Here is a 19997-nt window from a genome sequence, read left to right as displayed (position 1 = left end):
ACGACAACACAACGACCCCGGGCGCACGCCCGCCCGGGGCAAAAAGCAGCTTAGGGAAGTAAAAAAATGGGAAAACGACAGCTAACAGGTTGGTGGCTGGCGGGACATCTGTGCGCGTTCCCGGCGATTGCCGCCGAGGAACCGCCCCGCATCGCCCCACAGCAATGGGTTGAGCAGCAGGAACTGCCCTCGCTGAATGGACCAATGCCGCTCACCGGCGACAGCGCCGCGCCCGGCGAACTTACCCTTTCTCAGGCGGTCAATCGCGCTGTCTCCTGGCATCCGTCGATCGCCGAAGTGATCGGCAAACTGTATGCCCAAATCCAGCAGGTGGACGTCGCCAAAGCCAAATATTATCCGCAGATTAATGCCGGGATGAATAACGGGTACACCAACAGCTACTCCGACAGCGGATTCAGCCCGTCGCTGGTACTTTCCCTCTCGCAAATGCTCTACGACTTCGGCAAAGTCGCCAGCCAGGTGCGGGCGGAAAACGCAGGCGTCGCGCAGGAGCAGGCGAACGTACTGGTGAGCATTGATAACGTCGGCCTTGAGACCGCCTCCACCCTCGTACAGGTGCAAACCTGGCAACAAATGGTGGAAGTGGCTAAAGAGCAACTCGACGCCCTGAGCAGCATCGGCAGACTGGCGAACCAGCGTAACGACGAAGGCGCCAGCTCGCTTTCCGATGTGGTGCAGACCGACGCGCGCATTGAAGGCGCGCGCGCCCAGCTTGTTCAGTATCAGGCCAACCTCGAAAGTTCGCAGGAGACGCTGAAAACCTGGCTGGGCTGGAAAAACCTCAACGCCATTAGCAATGAATTCCCGGCGATGCTCAACCGCAGCTGCGAGCAGGCCACGCCGGATGACAAACTGGTGCCCTCAGTGCTCGCCGCGTGGGCGCAGGCCAACGTCGCTCAGGCGAATCTGGACTACGCCAACGCGCAAATGACGCCGACAGTCTCGCTGGAGCCGGAAGTGCGTCATTACCTGAACGATAACTATTCGGGCAGCGCCTCCATCGACCGCACCCAATATTCGGCATGGGTGAAAGTGGAGATGCCGATTTATCAGGGCGGGGGCTTAACCGCGCGTCGCAACGCCGCCAGCCATGCAGTGGAATCCGCCCAGTCCGCCATTCAGCGTACCCGACTGGATGTCCGCCAGAAATTGCTTTCCGATCGCAGCGAGGCAATGAATCTGGCGACATCGTTACAGATCCAAAAGCGCCAACAGACGCTGAGCGAGCGGACGCGGGAACTGTATCAACAACAATATCTCGATCTCGGTTCACGCCCCCTGCTCGATGTGCTGAATGCCGAACAGGAGGTGTATCAGGCCCGCTTTGCGCAGATCCAGACCGAAAGCCAACTGCATCAGCTCCAGCTTAACTGCCTGTACAACAGCGGACAGATACGCCGGGCGTTTGGCCTGGAAAACCGCACCATTCAGTCCGTGGAGATCCAGCCATGATCCATGCCGACATTCCGGCCAATGAGCCGATTAGCGCAGAGGCGCTGGCCAACTGGGCGCGAGCGATGAGCCATATCGCCGCCCATTATCGGATCGCCTGTTCTCCTGGCGCGTTACAGGCCAGCGCGCCGTGGTTTAAAGATAAAGCGATGCCACAAGCGCTTACCCAGTTAGCCCGCCAGGCCGGCCTTTCTTTTCAGCCGCTGACGCCAACCGGGCAATCCCTCAACCGCTGGCGACTGCCGGTAGTCATTCAGCTTCAGGATGGCGAACTGGTGCTGGTAGAACAGTTTGATGGCGATAACCAGCTCGATGTCTGCTTTGTTAATGGCGACCTGCAACGTAACCGGCTCGCCCTGAGCGAACTGCTGCCGACCATCCGCTTTATCATCGCGCTACGTCCGCTTTCGGCAGTGAAGGACAGCCGGGTAGACGCCTATGTTTCACGTTTCCGTCCCGACTGGCTGAAAAGCCTGGTGCTGAAAGATCTGCGGCCTTACGGCCCGGTGATGCTGGCGGCGCTGTTGATCAACATCTTGTCTCTGTCCGGGATCGTTTTTTCCATGCAGGTTTATGACCGGGTGATCCCGGCGCAGTCGTGGCCATCGCTGTACGTGCTGGCGGTAGGCGTGCTGATCGCAATGCTGTTCGGTTTTTTGCTGCGACTCGCGCGCGGACATGTGATGGATCTGCTGGGCAAACGCGCCGACATGCGGGTTTCCGATCGCGTGTTCAGCCACGCGCTGCGCCTGCGCAACAGCGCGATCCCCCGTTCGACCGGCAGCTTTATTTCTCAACTGCGCGAGCTGGAACAGATTCGTGAAATGGTCACCTCCTCTACCCTTTCCACGATCGTCGATCTGCCCTTCTTCTTTCTGTTTATTGTGGTTCTGGCGATCATCGCCCCGCCACTGGCATGGATCGCCCCGGTGGCGGCGCTACTGATGATACTTCCCGGCCTGCTGCTGCAAAAAAAGCTCGCGGTGCTGGCGAACCAGTCGGCGCACGAAGCTACGCTGCGCAACGCCGTACTGGTGGAGAGCGTGCAGGGGCTGGAAGACATTAAACTGATGCAGGCAGAGAACCGTTTTCTGCAGCAGTGGAACAGCTACATCCGCATCACCGCCGAGTCGGGCCTGCGTACCCGTGAACTGTCGCAGGGGCTGATCAACTGGGGGGTGACGGTGCAGGGGCTGGTGTACGCGGCGGTGGTCATGTTCGGCGCGCCGCTGGTGATCGACGGCACGCTGACCACCGGCTCGGTCGTGGCCGCCTCGATGCTCGCCTCCAGAATGATCGCCCCGATGGGCAATCTGTGTGGGGTGCTGGCTCGCTGGCAGCAGGTTAAGGCCGCCAAAAAGGGGCTGGACAGCATTATGGAACTGCCCACCGAGACCCAGCGTGACGAGACGCTGGTACATCAGGAGATCTTCCACGGCCATTATCTGTTTGAGAACGCGCAGTTTCGCTATCACAGCGAAGATCAGCGGGTACCGCTGCGCATCAACCGGCTGGAGATTGCCGCCGGTGAGCGCATTGCCGTGCTGGGGCGCAACGGCGCGGGGAAGTCGACGCTGCTACAGGCGCTGGCGGGCGGCGTGGATCTGGTCGAGGGCGATGCCCGTCTCGACAACATCAGCCTGCCGCACATTGATATGTCGGACTTGCGCCGCAACGTTGGCCTGCTTAGTCAGAACGCCCGCCTGTTCTTTGGCACCCTGCGCGAGAACCTGACGCTGGGCGCGCCGCACGCCAGCGATGACGAGATTTTTTCCGCGCTGGCGATCTGCGGCGCGGCGAACTTCGTAAAACGTCTGCCAAAAGGACTGGATCATCCGATTATGGAAGGGGGGACGGGCCTTTCCGGCGGGCAACGCCAGTCGATTTTGCTCGCACGGATGCTACTGCGTTCGCCAAATATCGTCCTGCTTGATGAACCCACCGCCTCGCTGGACGAGCATGCCGAGCGCGAGTTTATTCAACGTCTGGGGCAGTGGCTCGGCAATCGCACGCTGGTTGTTGCCACCCATCGCGTACCGGTGCTGGAACTGGTAGAGCGGGTGATCGTGCTCAAAGAAGGGCAACTGGTCATGGATGCGCCTAAAGCCCAGGCGCTGGGACAGAGTCGTATGGCCGCACAGGCTAACGCACGGGAGTGGAAAAATGAAAACCAGTCAGCCTGATCCTACGCTTGACGCCCTCGACGACAGCCGCGAGCGAGAATTTTCAGGGGCCAGTCGGATTATCTGGCTAACCGGCATTTTGTGCCTGATGCTGGCGATTTGGGGATGGTTTGGCGTGCTGGATGAAGTATCGACCGGCACCGGGAAAGTGATCCCCAGTTCCCGTGAACAGGTATTGCAGTCGCTCGACGGCGGCATCCTCGCGGAACTGGTTGTGCATGAGGGCGATCAGGTGCAGGCCGGTCAGGTGCTGGCGCGCCTTGACCCGACACGTTCCGAATCCAACGTCGGCGAAAGTGCCGCCCGCTATCGCGCGTCGCTGGCCTCCAGCCAGCGTCTGACCGCAGAGGTGAGCGACCAACCGCTGGTCTTTTCCGACGAGCTGAAAGACTGGCCGGAACTGCTCGCCTCGGAAACGCGGCTTTATAACAGCCGCCGCGCCCAGCTTGCCGATGCGCAGTCAGACCTGAAAGAGGCGCTGGCGCTGGTGAATAAAGAGCTGGCGATTACCGAACGGTTGGCAAAAAGCGGCGCCGCCAGCCACGTTGAAGTACTGCGCCTGCAGCGGCAAAAAAGCGATATCGGGCTGAAGCTGACCGACTTGCGCTCACAATATTACGTCCAGGCGCGCGAGGCGCTTTCCAAAGCCAACGCGGAGGTCGCGATGCTCGCCGCGATCATCAAAGGGCGGGAAGATTCGGTAACGCGTCTGACCGTGCGCTCGCCGGTTCGCGGTATCGTGAAGAACATCCAGGTCACCACCATTGGCGGGGTTATCCCACCAAACGGCGAGATGATGGAGATTGTGCCGGTCGACGATCACCTGTTGATTGAAACCCGCCTGTCGCCGCGCGATATCGCGTTTATTCACCCAGGACAACGCGCGCTGGTGAAAATTACCGCCTACGATTACGCCATTTACGGCGGGCTGGAGGGCGTTGTAGAAACCATTTCGCCGGACACCATTCAGGATGAGGTCAAACCGGAGATCTTCTACTATCGCGTCTTTATCCGCACCGAACAGGACTATTTGCAGAACAAGTTGGGTCGACGTTTTTCCATCGTTCCCGGGATGATCGCCACCGTAGACATTAAAACGGGTGAAAAAACCATCGTCGACTATTTAATCAAACCGTTCAACCGGGCCAAAGAAGCGCTGCGCGAACGCTAACTGCCTGACGGACAGCAAAATGAGGGGCTGGTCACGACTGTCTCAAGTCTGTTATACTTATCTTCACACATTGGGGCTGATTCTGGATTCGACGGGATTCGCGAAACCCAAGGTGCATGCCGAGGGGCGGTTGGCCTCGTAAAAAGCCGCAAAAAATAGTCGCAAACGACGAAAACTACGCTTTAGCAGCTTAATAACCTGCTCAGAGCCCTCTCTCCCTAGCTTCCGCTCTTAAGACGGGGATCAAAGAGAGGTCAAACCCAAAAGAGATCGCGTGGAGGCCCTGCCTGGGGTTGAAACGTTAAAACTAATCAGGCTAGTCTGGTAGTGGCGTGTCCGTCCGCAGGTGCCAGGCGAATGTAAAGACTGACTAAGCATGTAGTACCGAGGATGTAGGAATTTCGGACGCGGGTTCAACTCCCGCCAGCTCCACCAAATAAAACAAGGGGTTACGTGAGAACGTAGCCCCTTGCTCTTATCAATGTCCACTTCGCGTCCACTTAAAAATTGATGGTAGGAAAATGGCCATTCTCTGCCGTCAAAAGTTACAAGCCTTTTTTAGTATCTTACTCATTGCTTTAGTGGCAGCATCACGTTGCATGTCACCCCAACTTTCATAAGACGTGTTATTAACAATAAAGCTTTCCCACTCATCGTCAGGAATGGCTTTGAAATCTTCAGCAGATTCAACATGAAAACCGGATTTTTCGAATAAATCCTCAATCGAGGTAAATAAAGAGCATTCACTTAAAAATTCAGGGTTAAACAACTCACTAAAACTCAATTGCTTAGTGTTACTAGCTTCTTCTAGGTTTCTTTGTAATTGTTTGATTTGATTGCTGAAATTTTTAGACATATAAACTTCCTTTTGTTATAGAATTTTCAGGATTTGGCGTAGCGAGGTTATTATATTTTTATATTTCGTCACAAACCATGGTGATACATGTCAAGCATCACATTTATGGGTTTTTTGTTGCCTGTGATTTATATTACTATAAATCAAATAGTTAGAGAGGCACTTTGCTATAAATGGCGACAAAATGGCGGCAAGCGTTTCGCATTACCATCTTTCGTTGTCCCAACGCCCGTTCTTTTCTGTATTGGCATGGCAGAAACCATCAAGGTCAGGGAAGAGAGTAAGTTGACGAACATCAAAAGTACCTTCAAGAAGCCGTAAAAACTCTTCTTTCATACTTGCCGTGATAGCAATTGGAAGATAGGCATCTTCTGAATGATCAAAATCGAGGCTTCCCATTGGGTCATTACTCACGATGCTATACATAAATTGCGCGCTTTGCGCTGCAATTCTTTTGGTCACCGCAGGAGGCTCCCATGTTGTAGCACCACCATTGCTCATCCCTTTCTCAAATATCTGATCATAGTTGCGCTCTTCTGTTTCACCTTCCTGCCCATATATAGAATCTGAATGAATCCCAAACAACAACCCTGGCTTTCCTCTCTCTGATTGACAAGCGAACCACAATGCAACCAGCATATTCCTTGAAAAATCTATTAGACGAGTAGCTGCACCATGGTGCTGAAGCTTAGCAAGTACTTCGAAATCCGCTAAACGTCTTCCCTCTTCATACCCATAACCCTTATGGCGAGCTTTTCTTAACAACTCAACCTCGTAGTTTCTCATTCTTCGTTCAGTGACATTCCGGTGAGTAAATTTCAACCGTCTATAAGCAGCACTGTGAATCGCCCAATCAACATTTCCCTGCCCTCTCCACATATATACATTCATACGATTAGCAGCATGATCTTCCGTTATTTCAATTAGTTGGCCTAAATTCCTAGGCGCTTTGATTCTTCCAAATAATTTAGTTTCAATTGAATCCACTGTCGTATCCCCAATAGTGGTGGCTATTGCTTTTAGAACCAGCTAATTCTTTCTTTACATAGCAGGTCAGGCATTCGTATAAACATATCTAACCTTTTCTAAACCTAGTAAAACGCTTCAAGGATCCCCTTCGCTGGGTTAACCTACTAAACAAATGGTTATGAATCTATAGGATGGACAGGTATGAGTGAGCCAAACAACACGGGAATCGATCAATTCAAAACAGTTACTACAGATGATTTTTTCAAGTTCCTTGACAAAAACTCTGTGACTACTAACTGCCCAATGTGTGGAAACGGTACCTTCATTGTTTCAGAAACGATAAAACAAGACCTTCTTACTCCTCACAACAAGGTCGCCTACACTACCCTTTTCAGGCATGATACTGTCATTCCCACTGAGCATAAATTGAACTATTATTACCTGCTTCATTGTGAGAAATGCGGATTTAATATCACTTTTTCCGCTAACACAGTTTACAAATGGTTATCTGAGCAGCAAACAAAGGAAGGCAAGGAAGAAACAAATGGCTGATAATAACGTACATCAGATCGATGAAAGGCGACGGACGAGCAGAAATGGTAATGGAGGTGATGGTATGTCAGGGGATCTGGAAAAGAGAGTTGAAAAGCTGGAGGCCAGCATGAGCGAAATCAAACAGGATCTGGCAATACTCAAAACACGCTCTGAAAATTTCAGCACAAAATCGGACCTATGAATCGCCACGGATAACCTAGACACTTCTGAGTCGTTGATAATATAGGTTTTCATATTCAACTGGTGGCATCTGCTCGCTCGAACCATGCCGACGCTTACTGTTATAAAACATTTCGATGTAATCAAAAATATCGCTTCTGGCTTCGTCTCTAGTTCCGTAGATCTTTTTCTTAATCCGTTCGCGCTTCAGTAGCTGGAAAAAGCTTTCCGCAACCGCATTGTCGTGGCAGTTTCCGCGACGGCTCATGCTGCCTTCCAGACCGTGTGATTTCAGGAACGACTGCCACTCATGGCTCGTGTACTTGTAAATAGACCCGTTTTAGTTCCAGGCATTTTTTGAGATTCCGGCCAAATAATGGTGTTGTCGATATTCCTCTGGCGTCATATTGTTGAGTGATTCATGCGGGCGTTCACAGTTATATTCTGACACCCATCTTTCCGTGATTTCCCGCACTTCATTCAGCGTTCTGAACAGATAAAAATCGAGTATTTCTGTACGGTATGTTCGGTTAAAGCGCTCAATAAAAGCGTTCTGCGTCGGCTTACCCGGCTGAATAAATTCCAGTTTTACTGCATGTTGCTCTGCCCATTCAGCAAGTACAAGTGAGATAAATTCCGGACCATTATCCATGCGTAGCATGGCCGGATAGCCGCGATTTGCCGCGATCCTGTCGAGTACCCGGACGACGCGAAGAGCTGGCAGATTCAGATCGATTTCAATCGACAACGCCTCACGGTTAAAGTCATCAACGACATTGAACGTGCGAAAACGACGGCCACAGACCAGGGCATCATGCATAAAATCGACAGACCAGCTCTGGTTCAGCGCTTCCGGTGTGGCCAGTGGCGAGGGATTACGTACTGGCAACCGTTGTTTGCCTTTACGGCGAAAATTCAGTTTCAGCAGACAATAAATACGATGGATCCTTTTGTGATTCCACGGGTATCCCTGCCGCCGCAGAACCTGGAAAAGTTTTGGAAAACCGTACCGTGGGTATCGCTCTGCCACTGCCTGCAACGCGACAATAACGGGTTCGTCACGCGTGGTATCCGGACGGTAATGGTAAACCGTTCTGCTCAGGTTAAGACTCCGGCAGGCCTGACGGATACTGAGTCCAAATGTCGTTATCAGATGAGTGACCAGCTCACGCTTAAAGGCTGGTTTTAAAGCTTTTTTTCGATAACGTCTTTCAGCGCCCGGTTCTCAAGGCTCAGGTCGGCAAACATCTGTTTGAGACGCCGATTCTCGTCCTCAAGATCCTTGATCTTTTTAATATCAGAAGCCTCCATGCCGCCGTATCGGGACTTCCAGTTGTAGTAGGTGGCTTCAGATATACCAGCCTCCCGGCAGACATCCTTAACAGTTCGTCCGGCTTCAACCGATTTGATTACGGCAATGATCTGATGCTCAGTAAAACGGGCTTTACGCATAGCGATCTCCTTTGTTGGCAGATTGATTATGCCGGAGGATATCTAAATGTGAATGGCACGATTATGCGGGATACTTACACACTTATCAGTCAATGAAATCTTCTGGCGAAACCCCGTCACATGCCATTTTCTCAAGTAATCCTTGTGCTCTTTTCATTTTCAACTTACGCACTTTTTTCTCACCAATCTCCTGATAGTATTCTTTACGACGTTCGTTGACCACAGTCCTGAATTTTTCCAAAAGCTGCTCAAGTGTTTTAATGTCAGTAGTTGCGGCTTCCGCTTGGATTTTTTTATACATATACATCACATGAAATTTATCAATCATTTTTGCTCCCTGGATAGACAAATAAGATATGTTATCAGCCCCAAGAAGGGGCCGATAAACATCAGAACATATCAACATATTGATTCCGCCAGAACAGTGTAATGCATTTGGCTAATGCCAGCTTAATCTCTTTAAAGTCAACTTCAGATATTTTTTTCAGCAGCGTTCTTTTTCCATGCTTTTTTTTCAGAAGATGCTTCTCAGCATTCCTCATCGCCAGATCTATTAGCCTACAGACAAACTCATGATCCATTACATGCGTTATAATCATATTACTGGTTGTTTTATCCTTTGAGTTAAAAAGCTCCGCATAGATATACAAGGACACAACATAAAAGATTTCAGTAGTTTTATTTTTAAATGTATTCTTTTTTTATTTCCTCTTTAGTTTAATATTGAAATAGCAAAATATTTGTATAAGTATTAGCGGTATACACACTTATAGACATTCCAAAGCTGACGAAGGTGTTGTTTTACTTTCGCATAGTTAACGCTCCTGGTGATTTGGACCAGCGTTCACGCTGGAGTACGGAACTGCTGGCGATAAAAATCAAAAAGATAACCGGATGTCAGTTACATCCAGGAACCGTTCGCCGCTGGTTGCCATCAGCCGGGCTGGTGTGGAGCAGGGCAATAAAAAGACGAAGACTGGGCGCTTATGGACGTACGTTCGCGACGACCGCAACGCCGGATCAGCGCTGGCACCCGCAGTGTGGTTCGCTTACAGCCCGGACAGAAAAGGCACCCACCCTCAGACCCATCTTGCCGGCTACAGCGGCGTACTGCAGGCGGATGCCTACGCCGGGTTCAACGAGCTTTACCGCAATGCCCGGATAACGGAAGCCGCCTGCTTGGCACATACCCGCCGCAAGATCCACGATGTACACGTTCGCACCCCGTCAGCCCTGGCAGAGGAAGCCTTGAAACGGATCGGCGAGTTGTATGCCATCGAGGCGGAAATAAAGGGAATGCTGGCAGTACAGCGTCTTGCCGAACGTCAGCAGAAAGCTAAACCGCGACTGAAATCCCTGGAAAGCTGGCTGCGTGAAAAGATGAAAACCCTGTCGCGACACTCAGCGCTGGCGAAAGCGTTCGCTTACGCTGTGAACCAGTGGCCGGCACTAACGTACTATGCAGACGATGGCTGGGCAGAAGCAGATAACAACATCGCTGAAAATGCCCTGCGGATGGTCAGCCTGGCCGTAAAAACTACCTGTTCTTCGGCTCAGACCATGGTGGTGAGTGGTGAGCGCAGAGTGTTGTTATACAGTCTGATCGGGACGTGCAAACTGAACGGAGTGGAGCCAGAAAACTACCTCCGCTATGTCCTTGACGTCATTGCTGTCTGGCCAGTCAACCGGGTCAGCGAGTTGCTGCCGTGGCGGCTCACACTGCCTTCCAAATAGCCAGCACTCGTCGATACGGTTATCGCGGTACGCTTACTCATGCTGAGCGGTTATGGCTGGCGCTTCACGACACGATAACGCGCAATTACCAGTGCCGTTCAATGTGGCAACTGTTAAAAATTATGGAATCTGTGAACCCACTCCCGGGGGGGAAACATGAGCAGGCAAAAGTGTAGCGGTACTCGGCGCAGCTATTTAGTTTCCGGAGAGTGCATGCCATCCCCGTTTCATGGTTTCAGCTCGGGTGTTTTGATATAAGCAACCCTTTATAGGTCTCAATTTTTCCATCCTTCTTCAGAGCCGCCAGTGCCTTCATTACCGTGCTGCGGGACAGAGTGGTTTTTTCCGTAATGTAATCCGACGCCGTTCTGCGACTGCGGATCGCTTCAGGCTCCTGCATCAGTCGCTCAAGACAGTATTCAATAATGTCCGTTCCTGACATTCCGGTCATGTTGGTCAGGTAATCCGTCATCAGTGACGTAACCTTCATCTGATGCAGGGCGATATATTTCCACAATGACTGTGTTTCAGCCACTTCCCGGACGACAGACAACGGGACATATTCACAGCGAATATCCGTCACCGCCCGAAAACAGAGCGGGAAACTGGGATACAGACTTTCGTCGTACAGCAGGCTCAACCCGATAATCATCGGCGCGCAGATATTACTTAGCAGCAGGCTATCCTTTTGCCGGAGCAGGGCGACGATGCCGTCGTGAAATATCACGCAGGACGGTTCACGTTGTGTGTGCAGGAAGAAATACCGGCTCTTTTTTATGACATCGATATTTTCCGGCAATGTCAGGGATGAAATCAGCTTCTGCAGTACGGGGTCGTTAAACATGTCAGGCTTCCGGGGAGGATCTGTCGTGAATACCTGGCGGACAGGGATAGTCAGTGCCTGAACCCCATTTCCGCAGACTGGCGGGCGCAATAATACCTGAAGCAGCTCGTCAGTCTGAACTATATACCAGCCGGCATATTCCGCCAGTGCTGACCGGGAGGCACTTCCTCCCGGTATGTCGTTATCACCAGCTCCAGGTGATGCCGGTATTCACCTGCCACGGGCTTTCGGTATCATGGCCTTTCGCATAGTTTGCGTCGACGTACGCCCCCAGACTCCGGGTGAACTTCACATCCGCCCCCAGCCCCACTATCCCTTGGCTACCGCCAGTGCTGTCATCCACTGCCACACCGTTAATCCGCATGGTGTTGTTATCCGCCGTTTCTTTTGCCACTGCCAGATGCAGGTACGGCTTCACTTCCACATTATGCACGCTGAGGCGGGTTCCGATATTGGCACCACCTTCCATACGCAGGGAGCGATAATTGCTGTCCTTCGCATGCAGTCCGTTAGACAGGGTGTAGTCCACGCCGTCATAGTGAACGTAAGATGTCTTTACATAGGGTTCGACAAACATATCCTTATTCTGCCAGTGATACCCGGCTTTCAGGGAGCCGCCGTAACCGTTAGTGCTGTAATGACCGTGTGCGTACCCGCCATCAGTGGAAATCACATCCATGTCATTCTTCTGATGTTCACCTTTCAGGGTTGCGTCCATAAACAGACCGTTGTTCAGACGCCAGGAGCCATACAGTAATACCCCGTAGCTGTCAGCATTTGTACCCGCACTGCCTTCATCGTGCATATTGATGTCAGAGAAACCGCGTATGAAGGCGATCCCGGCCAGCAGGTTCCCGTTGCTGAGCTCGACACGTTTGTCCATACCCAGCATAAAGCCGTTATTGGTCTGGTCAAAACCGGTACTCGCAGTATCCATCTGCTGGCGGTGGTAACCGCCATAGTAGCTGCCCCACACACCATTGTCTTTTTGCCCGCCAGATGTGGAACCAGTACGGCGCTCGTTATCCATACGCAGACTTAGTGCCTCCTCTTCGTCATGCCAGAGATTCACGGCAGCGGCGCGGGAATTTATCACCGACTGGGAACCGGTGGACAGTTCTGGTATCGGGTCAGGTATCGGGTCCGGTGTCGGTGTCGGGTCCGGTGTCGGTGTCGGGTCCGGTGTTGGTGCCGGGTCCGGTGTTGGTGCCGGGTCCGGTGTCGGTGCCGGGTCCGGTGTCGGTGCCGGGTCCGGTGTCGGTGCCGGGTCCGGTGTTGGTGCCGGGTCCGGTGTTGGTGCAGGGTCCGGTGTTGGTGCAGGGTCCGGTGTTGGTGCCGGGTCCGGTGTTGGTGCCGGGTCCGGTGTTGGTGTCGGGTCTGGTGTCGGTGTCGGGTCCGGTGGTATGGTTCCGCCACCCAGCACCACATCCGTGGTGCCATCGGCATTGTTCACCGTATAGGAGGTATAGCGGTAAACCCCCACATCCGACTCCACGGGGTTGAAGGTGGCGGCAGAAGCATCATCGACATGAACGATAACATCACCATGCATGTCTCCGGCAGCCCCGGAAGAGTTTGAGGTGACACCGGTATTAAAGGTCCCGGATGCTGTACCTGCCGTCAGAACATAGGCCGCGCCGCTATTGGCATCCCAGGTTGAATAGATATTAGCAGGTGCATAAGAGGCTGCACTGAGTGAGCCATTTGTGGATGTAATGCTTTCCAGGGTTCCGGTCGTGATATTACCGCCATTCATAATGATGGTGCTGTTGCCGCTCAAAGCGATGCCATCTGCTGTGGATTCTGCGGTGTTTGTCCAGACGGACCCGTTGCTGAGATCCAGGTTCAACGCTCCGGCACCATCTGTTTTGGCGGTATTACCGTGCCAGGCTGTGCTGTCTATTCTGACTGTCTGGTCATATTTGGACTCCTGCAGGATGGTTCCGGATGCTGAAGATGCGGTAAAGCTGATATCGGCTGCTTTAGTACCGGCTGAAATATCCAGCAGGTTAGTGACTCCCGTGACGGTTGAGTTATCGACATTAATGACAGTGCCCGATACTGGTATGACATATTTCGGGTCTGGCCCGATAAGAATGGCAGTATCTCCGCTTACCTGCGAACCGCTGAGAATATTTACGGTGTTGTTATTCGCGCCAACCATAATACCCACCCTGGAACCGGAAACAGACGAATCATTCTGTGCTGACAGAATGGCATTTGTGCCCTCCAGAATAATTCCCTTGCCATTATGGCCATCTCCTGGGGCATAAACTGATGAATTATCAATGACGATAGTCGTATTTGTTGCGCTGCTACCATCTCGAATGCCGGCCATATGATACGCATACTGGTCACCACCTACAGTAATGTCGCTGCCGTTGGTTAACCAGATTTGATTATTGTCAGAGTTTTCCACATCTATACCCACCACTCCGGAGTACCATCCGGATTCCCCTCTGGCGCTATAGCCGGATATGTGGGCACTGTCCAATGTCACTGAATTATTCCCTGACAACCAGTTGACTAAAATACCGCTGGTATGGCCAGCATAGGAGCCGGTTACGTCATCAACCTCATCGGTTGCATAGATTGAGGTTCCTTCCAGTACAACAGTGCTTTGTTCTGCGTGTTTGAGTTGAATTGCCCCCGCACATCCGGAACAATTTATTACAGAGTACCGGTCAGACAGAGCCGAATTCGTCGATGTGATAAATATTCCGCTATAGATATTACTGGAGACATTCGCCCGGTATATCATTGATTCCGTCATTTCTATATCTGCGCCATTACTGACAATACCGGTGGCGGTGGAGTATGCGATATGCACCTCACTTCCCTGCCGTGCATCAATCCCGGCATCACCGGGTAGTGAGGAGTGATTCTTAACATCATTATTGACGGTGGATTGATAAATGTTGGCTATCTCGCCAGTATTAATAGTTATACCATCAGATATATTCTGGTTATAATAATATTCTGCCAGAACCTCCCCTGAGGGCAGGGTCACGGCTATAGCCGTGATAAGTGTATTTAATTTAAATAAATTCACGATATGAGTTTTAAGTTAAATTTGAGAGTTACATTCAGCAATTCAATTCAATTCACATAAGCTGTGAAATGACGCTATAATCATACAACAGAACATTCTTAGATACAGAGAGATAAATAATGCATTCTTGGGTGTATTTTTGCATCCAGGAATGCATTATTTATCGGGGGAATACTTTTGCTATTGGATGTTCACTCGCTAACATTCCCCTTTTCAGGGAGGCATGTCATGTTTACACTAACAGGATGTACCGGAGACAGGTTTTATCTTCAGGTAGTTGAATATCTTCTTGATGGTTTATCTGCCATCAGTTCCTGGCATGAATTCTATATTATCTGTGCCTGGGGTAACTACTCTCTTGACGAACTGGAAAGTACACTGGCATGTATCAGAAACCAGCCCTCCGGCCGGATAAGGCTTATCATGATGTATTCAGGGAGCATGTATTCAGAAAAGCAGGGCCCCTGCACCTTCTGTCCGGGGACGAAACGCTGGAGGATATGCTGGGTGTGTTTTCATGGCGCTCGCAAAGGTATATCAGAATAAAAACGGGAGGGTTAACATCGCAAGAAAAACGAGTGCTTAACGTTTTCTGGGTGCTGAGGTCACAGAAGGCAGTAAGCGGGTATTTATGCTGTAGCCAGAAAACCATCAACCAGCATAAACCTGGTACCATGAAAAAACTGAGGCTAAAGAATCGTACTGATTTTTTGCGGTTTATTATCTCTTTGTAGTGGCACAATAAATTTGTGCCACCTGATTAAAGGTTATATCCTCACCTCAACACAAAACGGGTGACTCAAAGAACAAGAGAACTAAACGCACGTTCACCCATGAGTGCAGCCTTATAGTCCTCGATAAACTTGATTTTGAACACAACACCCACAGAGAATGACTTCAGGCAGTTACAATCCCCTTCCAGGACAACGGTGTCTGATCCTACCCGCGTAATGTGGACACTGCCCTAAGCGAGATTCTGGTTTTCAAATTGTTCCGGACTGAGACCGCCGCAGTCACTGTGGCGACGCCAGCGATTGTAATCGCGCTCAATATAATTAAACACTGCTGTCGGCATTATTTCCCGGCTGGCAAAGTCCTCTCCGTGGATACGTTCCACCTTCAGCGTGTGGAAGAAGCTTTCCGCACAGGCATTGTCGTAACAACAGCCTCTGGCGCTCATACTGCCCCGCAGATTATGGCGTTTCAGTAAGCTCTGGTAATCCGTTGAACAGTACTGACCGCCTCTGTCTGTATAAACGATGACATTTTCAGGGGTTTACGCCGCCACAACGCCATCTGTAACGCATAGCAGGCCAGCTGTACTGTCATCCACGATGACATCGACCAGCCAATGACTGATCGCGATCACAGATCGATAACCACGGCCAGATAATGCCAGCCTTCACCGGTGCGAAGATACGTGATGCCCCCACCCACTTCTGATTCGGGCCGCTGGCGTAAAAGTCTTGCTTCAGCAGATTCTCTGTTACTGGCAGACCGGGCTGAGCCGACGCGAGGCTTTTGCCCGCGGTCCCTGCCGGCGCAGGCTGGCCGCTACGGTTTTTATGTTATACACCCGTCCCTGAGCACGAAGCTCATCCGTCAGACGCGGCGCGCCATAGCGCTGTTTAGCGTTACTGAATGCCTCCCGGACGACGTTATCACAGACAAGGCGGAACTGCTGACGCCGGTTTATCTGATGATGACGCTGATACCAAACGTACCAGCCGCTACGGGCAACCTGAAGTACACGGCACATGGCTTTGATACTGAACTCAGCCTGATGTTTTTCGATGAAGACATACTTCATTTCAGGCGCTTCGCGAAGTATGTCGCGACCTTTTGGGGAATGGCCAGTTCCTCATCCCGTTCTGTCCTCACGGCGAGGCCTTTTCGAAGGCCTCCGGGCTGACGCCATCAAGGTGGCTGTGGCGTCGGTTACGGTTGTAGAACACTTCAATGTAATCGAAAATATCCGCCCGGGCCATGTCCCGGGTTTTATATATCCGCTTCCTGATGCGCTCTTTTTTGAGTGAACTGAAGAACGATTCTGCCACTGCATTATCCCAGCAGTTGCCGCGACGGCTCATGCTCGGTACCAGATTATTGGCCCGGCAGAACCGCTGCCAGTCATCACTGCCATACTGACTGCCCTGATCGCTGTGCACAATGACGTTTTCTTCAGGTTTACGTCGTCAGACCGCCATCAGCAGCGCATCCAGTGCCAGCTCGCGTGACAGTGTCGGCTTCATCGACCAGCCCACCACATTACGGGCAAAAAGATCGATAACCACTGCCAGGTACAGCCAGCCCTGCCAGGTGCGGATGTAGGTGATGTCGGTGACCCACACCTGATTGGGCTTCACTACAGTAAATTCACGCCGCACGCGATTGGGCGCTATCAGTGACGGTCGTCCTCGGGTTCCGCGTGGCACTTTATAACCATGTATAGCCTGGAGCCTGTTTTTCCTCATGATTTTGGCAACCCGGTTTCTGCTGTACACTTCGCCAATTTCGCGAAGATCGCCATGAACCCTGCGATAACCGTAAACTCCACCACTCAGCCTATAGGAGTCGCGGATGAGTTCCAGCAGTCGCTGGTTATCCTTTTCTCCGGCGGATACAGGGTTATGGAGCCAGACATAAAATCCGGCACGGGCAACCTTAAGGACCCGACACATCGTAACAATCGACCAGATTTCACGGTGATCGTTGATAAAGCGGTACTTCAGTCGGGCTCCCTTGCAAAGTACCGCGCTGCCTTTTTTAGAATATTCCGCTCTTCCTCAGTGCGTTTAAGCTGTGCTTTCAGCCTGAGAATTTCTGTTCTGGCATCAAGTAAATCCTGTGCCTGCTGCCCACTGTTGTCAGGCTTAACAGCCCGGAGCCATTTATAAAGGCTGTGCGCCGACACGCCGAGCCGTTCAGATACTTCAGCGATGGAATAGCCCCGCTCGGTGATCTGGCGGACAGCCTCTTCCTTAAATTCAGGGGTAAAACGTGGTGTGCCCATAGACTCCTCCTATGCTCAAACTATAGGGCAGATTTGTCTACGAGCTCGGGGGCACTCCAGTATATTAAAAATTAATTTATGGTGGCTATATTAATCTATGATTCACCATTTGCCCTTTCATTCTCAGAACAATATAACCATTCAGAAACATTAATTATAGCCTCCGGATGCGAGTGTGTTGAGTGTATTAATATACCATCATTCTGTGGAGCAAATTTAATAACTTTATGATCTCCAGCTGGAGTTTCAGATGATGCAATAAAAACTTCCGGGCAAAATATTAATCGCAAATCTCCATAAGCTATGGCCTTAGCTACAGCCAACCAAAATGAAAAAATCGCAACTGGTATTGCTGCAATAAGTAAAACATGAGGAACATCCTTTGATGGTTTCAACCTTTGCCAAATGTGAGAAATAGAAGTTAAAACAAAGCTTACTAATAATACTATAATCCATGATTTTTCTTCAGGATAGAAGAACCATATTAATACACTCATGGAAATATAAAATAGGTAGCTTAAAACTGCTGACCAATGTGTTAGCTTTTTATGACTTACTTGAGCTTTTTTTAGCTGGGAAAGAATTGCAAAACACCCTTCGTGAAGTGAACTTACAAATCTTAGGCCTGAATCGGCTTCATCACCAATTGCGTGATAAATTTCAACATTCCTAAAATCAACCGCTTCACAGTGCTCGCCACTCTCAACTTCCTGCAAAAATTCTTTTTTATATTTTTTGGAAATTATAATTTCTGCAAATATTGAAACGAAAAAAATTACTGCAGCATAATTAATATTATATAGATTCAAAGGCACTAAAAATGCTGCAAGTAACAATTGAATAGCCAAAGTTCCGCTAATATCAATAAGATTAATTAAAGTACCTGACGTTCTTTTTATCCTACGTCGAAAGATGAACGGTGGTGACAAAAGACATACGCCTTGAATTTTTTTTGTAATATCACTTCGTAAATAAGACATTTCTCTTACAATAGCTGCCCCATGGCTATGTGCAATAATATAATTGTATTTTGCAGGAGAGTTATCAATATGCATTCCTAATTGATATGCCGCTTGTTTACGAGAGGATGCAGAGTTTTTGCCATCCCATTTAAATCGAGATATACCAATATTGGGATTCCTTGAGTTAATTGATTTGCACATTTTCGACTCAGGTTGTGTCCAAGTTGCATTCGTCTCGAATGTTCCATGAACAAGGTGAACAATAACATCTTCTGATTCAGCATTAGCAATATCATTCTCGGTTGTTGTTTTAGTCGAGGGGAATATAAAACGCCATGCCGTTGAAATCCCTTTTTGCCAGACAACATAATGGACGAGTGCAACGATTAGTATTATTGCGACTGGAATAGTTACAAGGCCTATGGAAATAGTTTTAATTATATACTGAAGAACTCCTTTATTATGGGTGAAAAAATAATATGCTACAGAGGAAATAAAGAGCACTAACATAGCCAACATTATCCCAGACAAGCCAAATAATATAATATATTTAATAAAATCGTGATTTCCCATTGAATTGCCTTCTATTTGGATAATCGATTATTTAACCTTTCGATTTTGTGGTTTCAATTTGAGGTTCAAACAAGAACATTGCTCGCTAGCAGTTATAAGTGAATCACTGTTAAGCGATCGTAATTTCAGCTATAGATGATCTGAACTACATGAATGCTGACTCACTAGCCTATTTTACATAATTGTGTGGATGTCTGCTATTGGAACTGACCAGCCCTTCAGGCTGCCAGTACCCGCATTTTTAATGAAGGAGTTCACATGCTAAATGTCATCGACGAAGATTTTATCAAGCCCGAGAGCATCGACACCGTTCTCCCTTTCTACCGCGAACTCATCGCGGCCACGACAGAAGGGCCCCTGTGTATTGCTTATAATTTGTACTGGAATTAAAAGGATCCGGGGCATTTTATTTTCATTGAAGAGTGGCCTGACCGGGCAGCACTCGATACACACTGCACCAGCGAGCATTTCACTCGGCTTGTTCCCTTGATTGATCAACACACGCGTAAGGCTGCGCAGTATATTCTGATGGATGTTCGGGTGGATCCGGAGAGATAAAGACCATTCCTGGCATGAAACGGGCAAGCCTTGGGCGTATCCAGAGATTTTCATTTTTATTAGTTGATATGGATTAGCTAAATAGAGAAATGATTTCTTCCTCCCAAAAACGCACAATCTTATTCTCATATGGCTGGTAGAAGTCTGTTACTTCGTATCCAAATGTTGTTAATAAAGATTGCAATTCATACCATACATCAGAGGGTTCACCTTTGAACCATTCTGATTTCTGTTCATCCCAGAATTCGACCGACGGTCCCAGTTCTTCATGAAGCATTGCTTCTAACGCTGATAGTTTAATACCTAATGAATCTGGAATAAAAAAGGCCACCTCGAATCCAATCTTGGGATCCCCCGTGCGAAGTTGCTTGAGCCGCAACATCGGATTACGCTTAGTGAATCCCACTTTGTAACGACCGTAGTCACTGGCAGTCATGAAAACG

Annotated in this window: 15 protein-coding genes, 1 other RNA gene and 7 pseudogenes; 11 read left to right on the top strand and 12 right to left on the bottom strand. The window is 49.9% G+C overall.

Annotated features, from left to right (window positions below):
• The first annotated feature begins 66 nt into the window (after window positions 1-66).
• From JY391_RS05530 to ssrA, 4 genes are all read left to right on the top strand, one after another.
• Entirely contained in the window at window positions 67-1473 is a 1407-nt protein-coding gene (locus JY391_RS05530) for a TolC family outer membrane protein (RefSeq protein ID WP_211935362.1), read from the top strand.
• Window positions 1470-3656, top strand: coding sequence for a type I secretion system permease/ATPase (locus JY391_RS05525; protein WP_211935361.1), 2187 nt, complete (start codon window positions 1470-1472; stop codon window positions 3654-3656). The genes JY391_RS05530 and JY391_RS05525 overlap by 4 nt, the downstream gene beginning before the upstream one ends.
• The gene (locus tag JY391_RS05520; protein WP_181822718.1) at window positions 3637-4827 is read left to right on the top strand and encodes a beta-barrel domain-containing protein; all 1191 of its coding nucleotides are present in this window, start codon (window positions 3637-3639) and stop codon (window positions 4825-4827) included. The genes JY391_RS05525 and JY391_RS05520 overlap by 20 nt, the downstream gene beginning before the upstream one ends.
• A 72-nt stretch (window positions 4828-4899) precedes the next feature.
• Window positions 4900-5262: a transfer-messenger RNA gene (gene ssrA, locus JY391_RS05515) on the top strand.
• A gap of 103 nt (window positions 5263-5365) precedes the next feature.
• Here the strand turns inward: ssrA and JY391_RS05510 are convergent.
• Both JY391_RS05510 and JY391_RS05505 read right to left on the bottom strand, forming a co-directional pair.
• The gene (locus JY391_RS05510) at window positions 5366-5683 is read right to left on the bottom strand and encodes a hypothetical protein (RefSeq protein ID WP_211935360.1); all 318 of its coding nucleotides are present in this window, start codon (window positions 5681-5683) and stop codon (window positions 5366-5368) included.
• Window positions 5684-5887: 204 nt separating this feature from the next.
• Entirely contained in the window at window positions 5888-6670 is a 783-nt protein-coding gene (locus JY391_RS05505) for an FRG domain-containing protein (RefSeq protein ID WP_106705005.1), read from the bottom strand.
• Window positions 6671-6853: 183 nt separating this feature from the next.
• On the opposite strand from JY391_RS05505, the gene JY391_RS05500 reads away from it, so the two are divergent.
• Window positions 6854-7204 carry a hypothetical protein gene (locus tag JY391_RS05500; protein WP_211935359.1) on the top strand — a complete coding sequence of 117 codons (351 nt, stop codon included), beginning with the start codon at window positions 6854-6856 and terminating at the stop codon, window positions 7202-7204.
• Complete coding sequence (locus tag JY391_RS05495; protein ID WP_211935358.1) at window positions 7197-7388, top strand: hypothetical protein; 192 nt, start codon at window positions 7197-7199, stop codon at window positions 7386-7388. The genes JY391_RS05500 and JY391_RS05495 overlap by 8 nt, the downstream gene beginning before the upstream one ends.
• 15 nt (window positions 7389-7403) lie before the next feature.
• Here the strand turns inward: JY391_RS05495 and JY391_RS05490 are convergent.
• The 4 genes and pseudogenes from JY391_RS05490 to JY391_RS23965 form a co-directional block, all read right to left on the bottom strand.
• A pseudogene (locus tag JY391_RS05490) lies at window positions 7404-7691 on the bottom strand (IS3 family transposase); the annotation flags it as partial.
• A 15-nt stretch (window positions 7692-7706) separates the two neighbouring features.
• Window positions 7707-8818, bottom strand: a protein-coding gene (locus JY391_RS05485) for an IS3 family transposase (RefSeq protein ID WP_211935309.1) whose coding sequence is annotated in 2 segments (ribosomal slippage) — window positions 7707-8557 and window positions 8557-8818 — 1113 coding nt in all. Because the reading frame shifts where the segments join, the coding sequence is not laid out codon by codon here.
• A gap of 85 nt (window positions 8819-8903) precedes the next feature.
• Window positions 8904-9146, bottom strand: coding sequence for an H-NS family histone-like protein (locus tag JY391_RS05480; protein WP_211935357.1), 243 nt, complete (start codon window positions 9144-9146; stop codon window positions 8904-8906).
• Window positions 9147-9217: 71 nt separating this feature from the next.
• Window positions 9218-9417 (bottom strand): annotated as a pseudogene (locus JY391_RS23965) (hypothetical protein).
• A 212-nt stretch (window positions 9418-9629) separates the two neighbouring features.
• On the opposite strand from JY391_RS23965, the pseudogene JY391_RS05475 reads away from it, so the two are divergent.
• From JY391_RS05475 to JY391_RS24035, 3 genes and pseudogenes are all read left to right on the top strand, one after another.
• Window positions 9630-9797 (top strand): annotated as a pseudogene (locus JY391_RS05475) (IS630 family transposase); the annotation flags it as partial.
• On the top strand, window positions 9767-10552 hold the full coding sequence (gene tnpC, locus JY391_RS05470; RefSeq protein WP_374197223.1) for an IS66 family transposase: 786 nt from the start codon (window positions 9767-9769) through the stop codon (window positions 10550-10552). The pseudogene JY391_RS05475 and the gene tnpC, both read left to right, overlap by 31 nt.
• A gap of 38 nt (window positions 10553-10590) precedes the next feature.
• Window positions 10591-10728 (top strand): annotated as a pseudogene (locus JY391_RS24035) (IS630 family transposase); the annotation flags it as partial.
• Window positions 10729-10787: 59 nt separating this feature from the next.
• On the opposite strand, the gene JY391_RS05460 reads toward JY391_RS24035, so the two are convergent.
• Window positions 10788-11396: a helix-turn-helix domain-containing protein gene (locus tag JY391_RS05460; RefSeq protein ID WP_211935356.1), complete on the bottom strand. Its 609-nt coding sequence runs from the start codon at window positions 11394-11396 to the stop codon at window positions 10788-10790.
• A 184-nt stretch (window positions 11397-11580) separates the two neighbouring features.
• Entirely contained in the window at window positions 11581-13896 is a 2316-nt protein-coding gene (locus tag JY391_RS05455; protein ID WP_211935355.1) for an autotransporter outer membrane beta-barrel domain-containing protein, read from the bottom strand.
• Window positions 13897-14831: 935 nt separating this feature from the next.
• Between JY391_RS05455 and JY391_RS23960 the strand changes: the two genes are divergently transcribed.
• Window positions 14832-15182: a LuxR C-terminal-related transcriptional regulator gene (locus JY391_RS23960; RefSeq protein WP_211935354.1), complete on the top strand. Its 351-nt coding sequence runs from the start codon at window positions 14832-14834 to the stop codon at window positions 15180-15182.
• Window positions 15183-15412: 230 nt separating this feature from the next.
• On the opposite strand, the pseudogene JY391_RS05445 reads toward JY391_RS23960, so the two are convergent.
• From JY391_RS05445 to JY391_RS05435, 3 genes and pseudogenes are all read right to left on the bottom strand, one after another.
• Window positions 15413-16320 (bottom strand): annotated as a pseudogene (locus JY391_RS05445) (IS3 family transposase); the annotation flags it as partial.
• A 5-nt stretch (window positions 16321-16325) separates the two neighbouring features.
• A pseudogene (locus JY391_RS05440) lies at window positions 16326-17461 on the bottom strand (IS3 family transposase).
• Window positions 17462-17556: 95 nt separating this feature from the next.
• The gene (locus JY391_RS05435; protein ID WP_211935353.1) at window positions 17557-18996 is read right to left on the bottom strand and encodes a hypothetical protein; all 1440 of its coding nucleotides are present in this window, start codon (window positions 18994-18996) and stop codon (window positions 17557-17559) included.
• 258 nt (window positions 18997-19254) lie between these two features.
• Here JY391_RS05435 and JY391_RS05430 point away from each other — a divergent pair.
• A pseudogene (locus JY391_RS05430) lies at window positions 19255-19554 on the top strand (putative quinol monooxygenase).
• A 73-nt stretch (window positions 19555-19627) separates the two neighbouring features.
• On the opposite strand, the gene JY391_RS05425 reads toward JY391_RS05430, so the two are convergent.
• Window positions 19628-19990, bottom strand: a complete 363-nt coding sequence (locus JY391_RS05425; RefSeq protein WP_171256540.1) for a GIY-YIG nuclease family protein — start codon at window positions 19988-19990, stop codon at window positions 19628-19630.
• Window positions 19991-19997 lie beyond the last annotated feature (7 nt).

The organism is Citrobacter sedlakii (assembly GCF_018128425.1).
GTDB classification, from domain to species: domain Bacteria; phylum Pseudomonadota; class Gammaproteobacteria; order Enterobacterales; family Enterobacteriaceae; genus Citrobacter_A; species Citrobacter_A sedlakii.
This window is presented reverse-complemented; position numbering and strand designations above follow the sequence as displayed.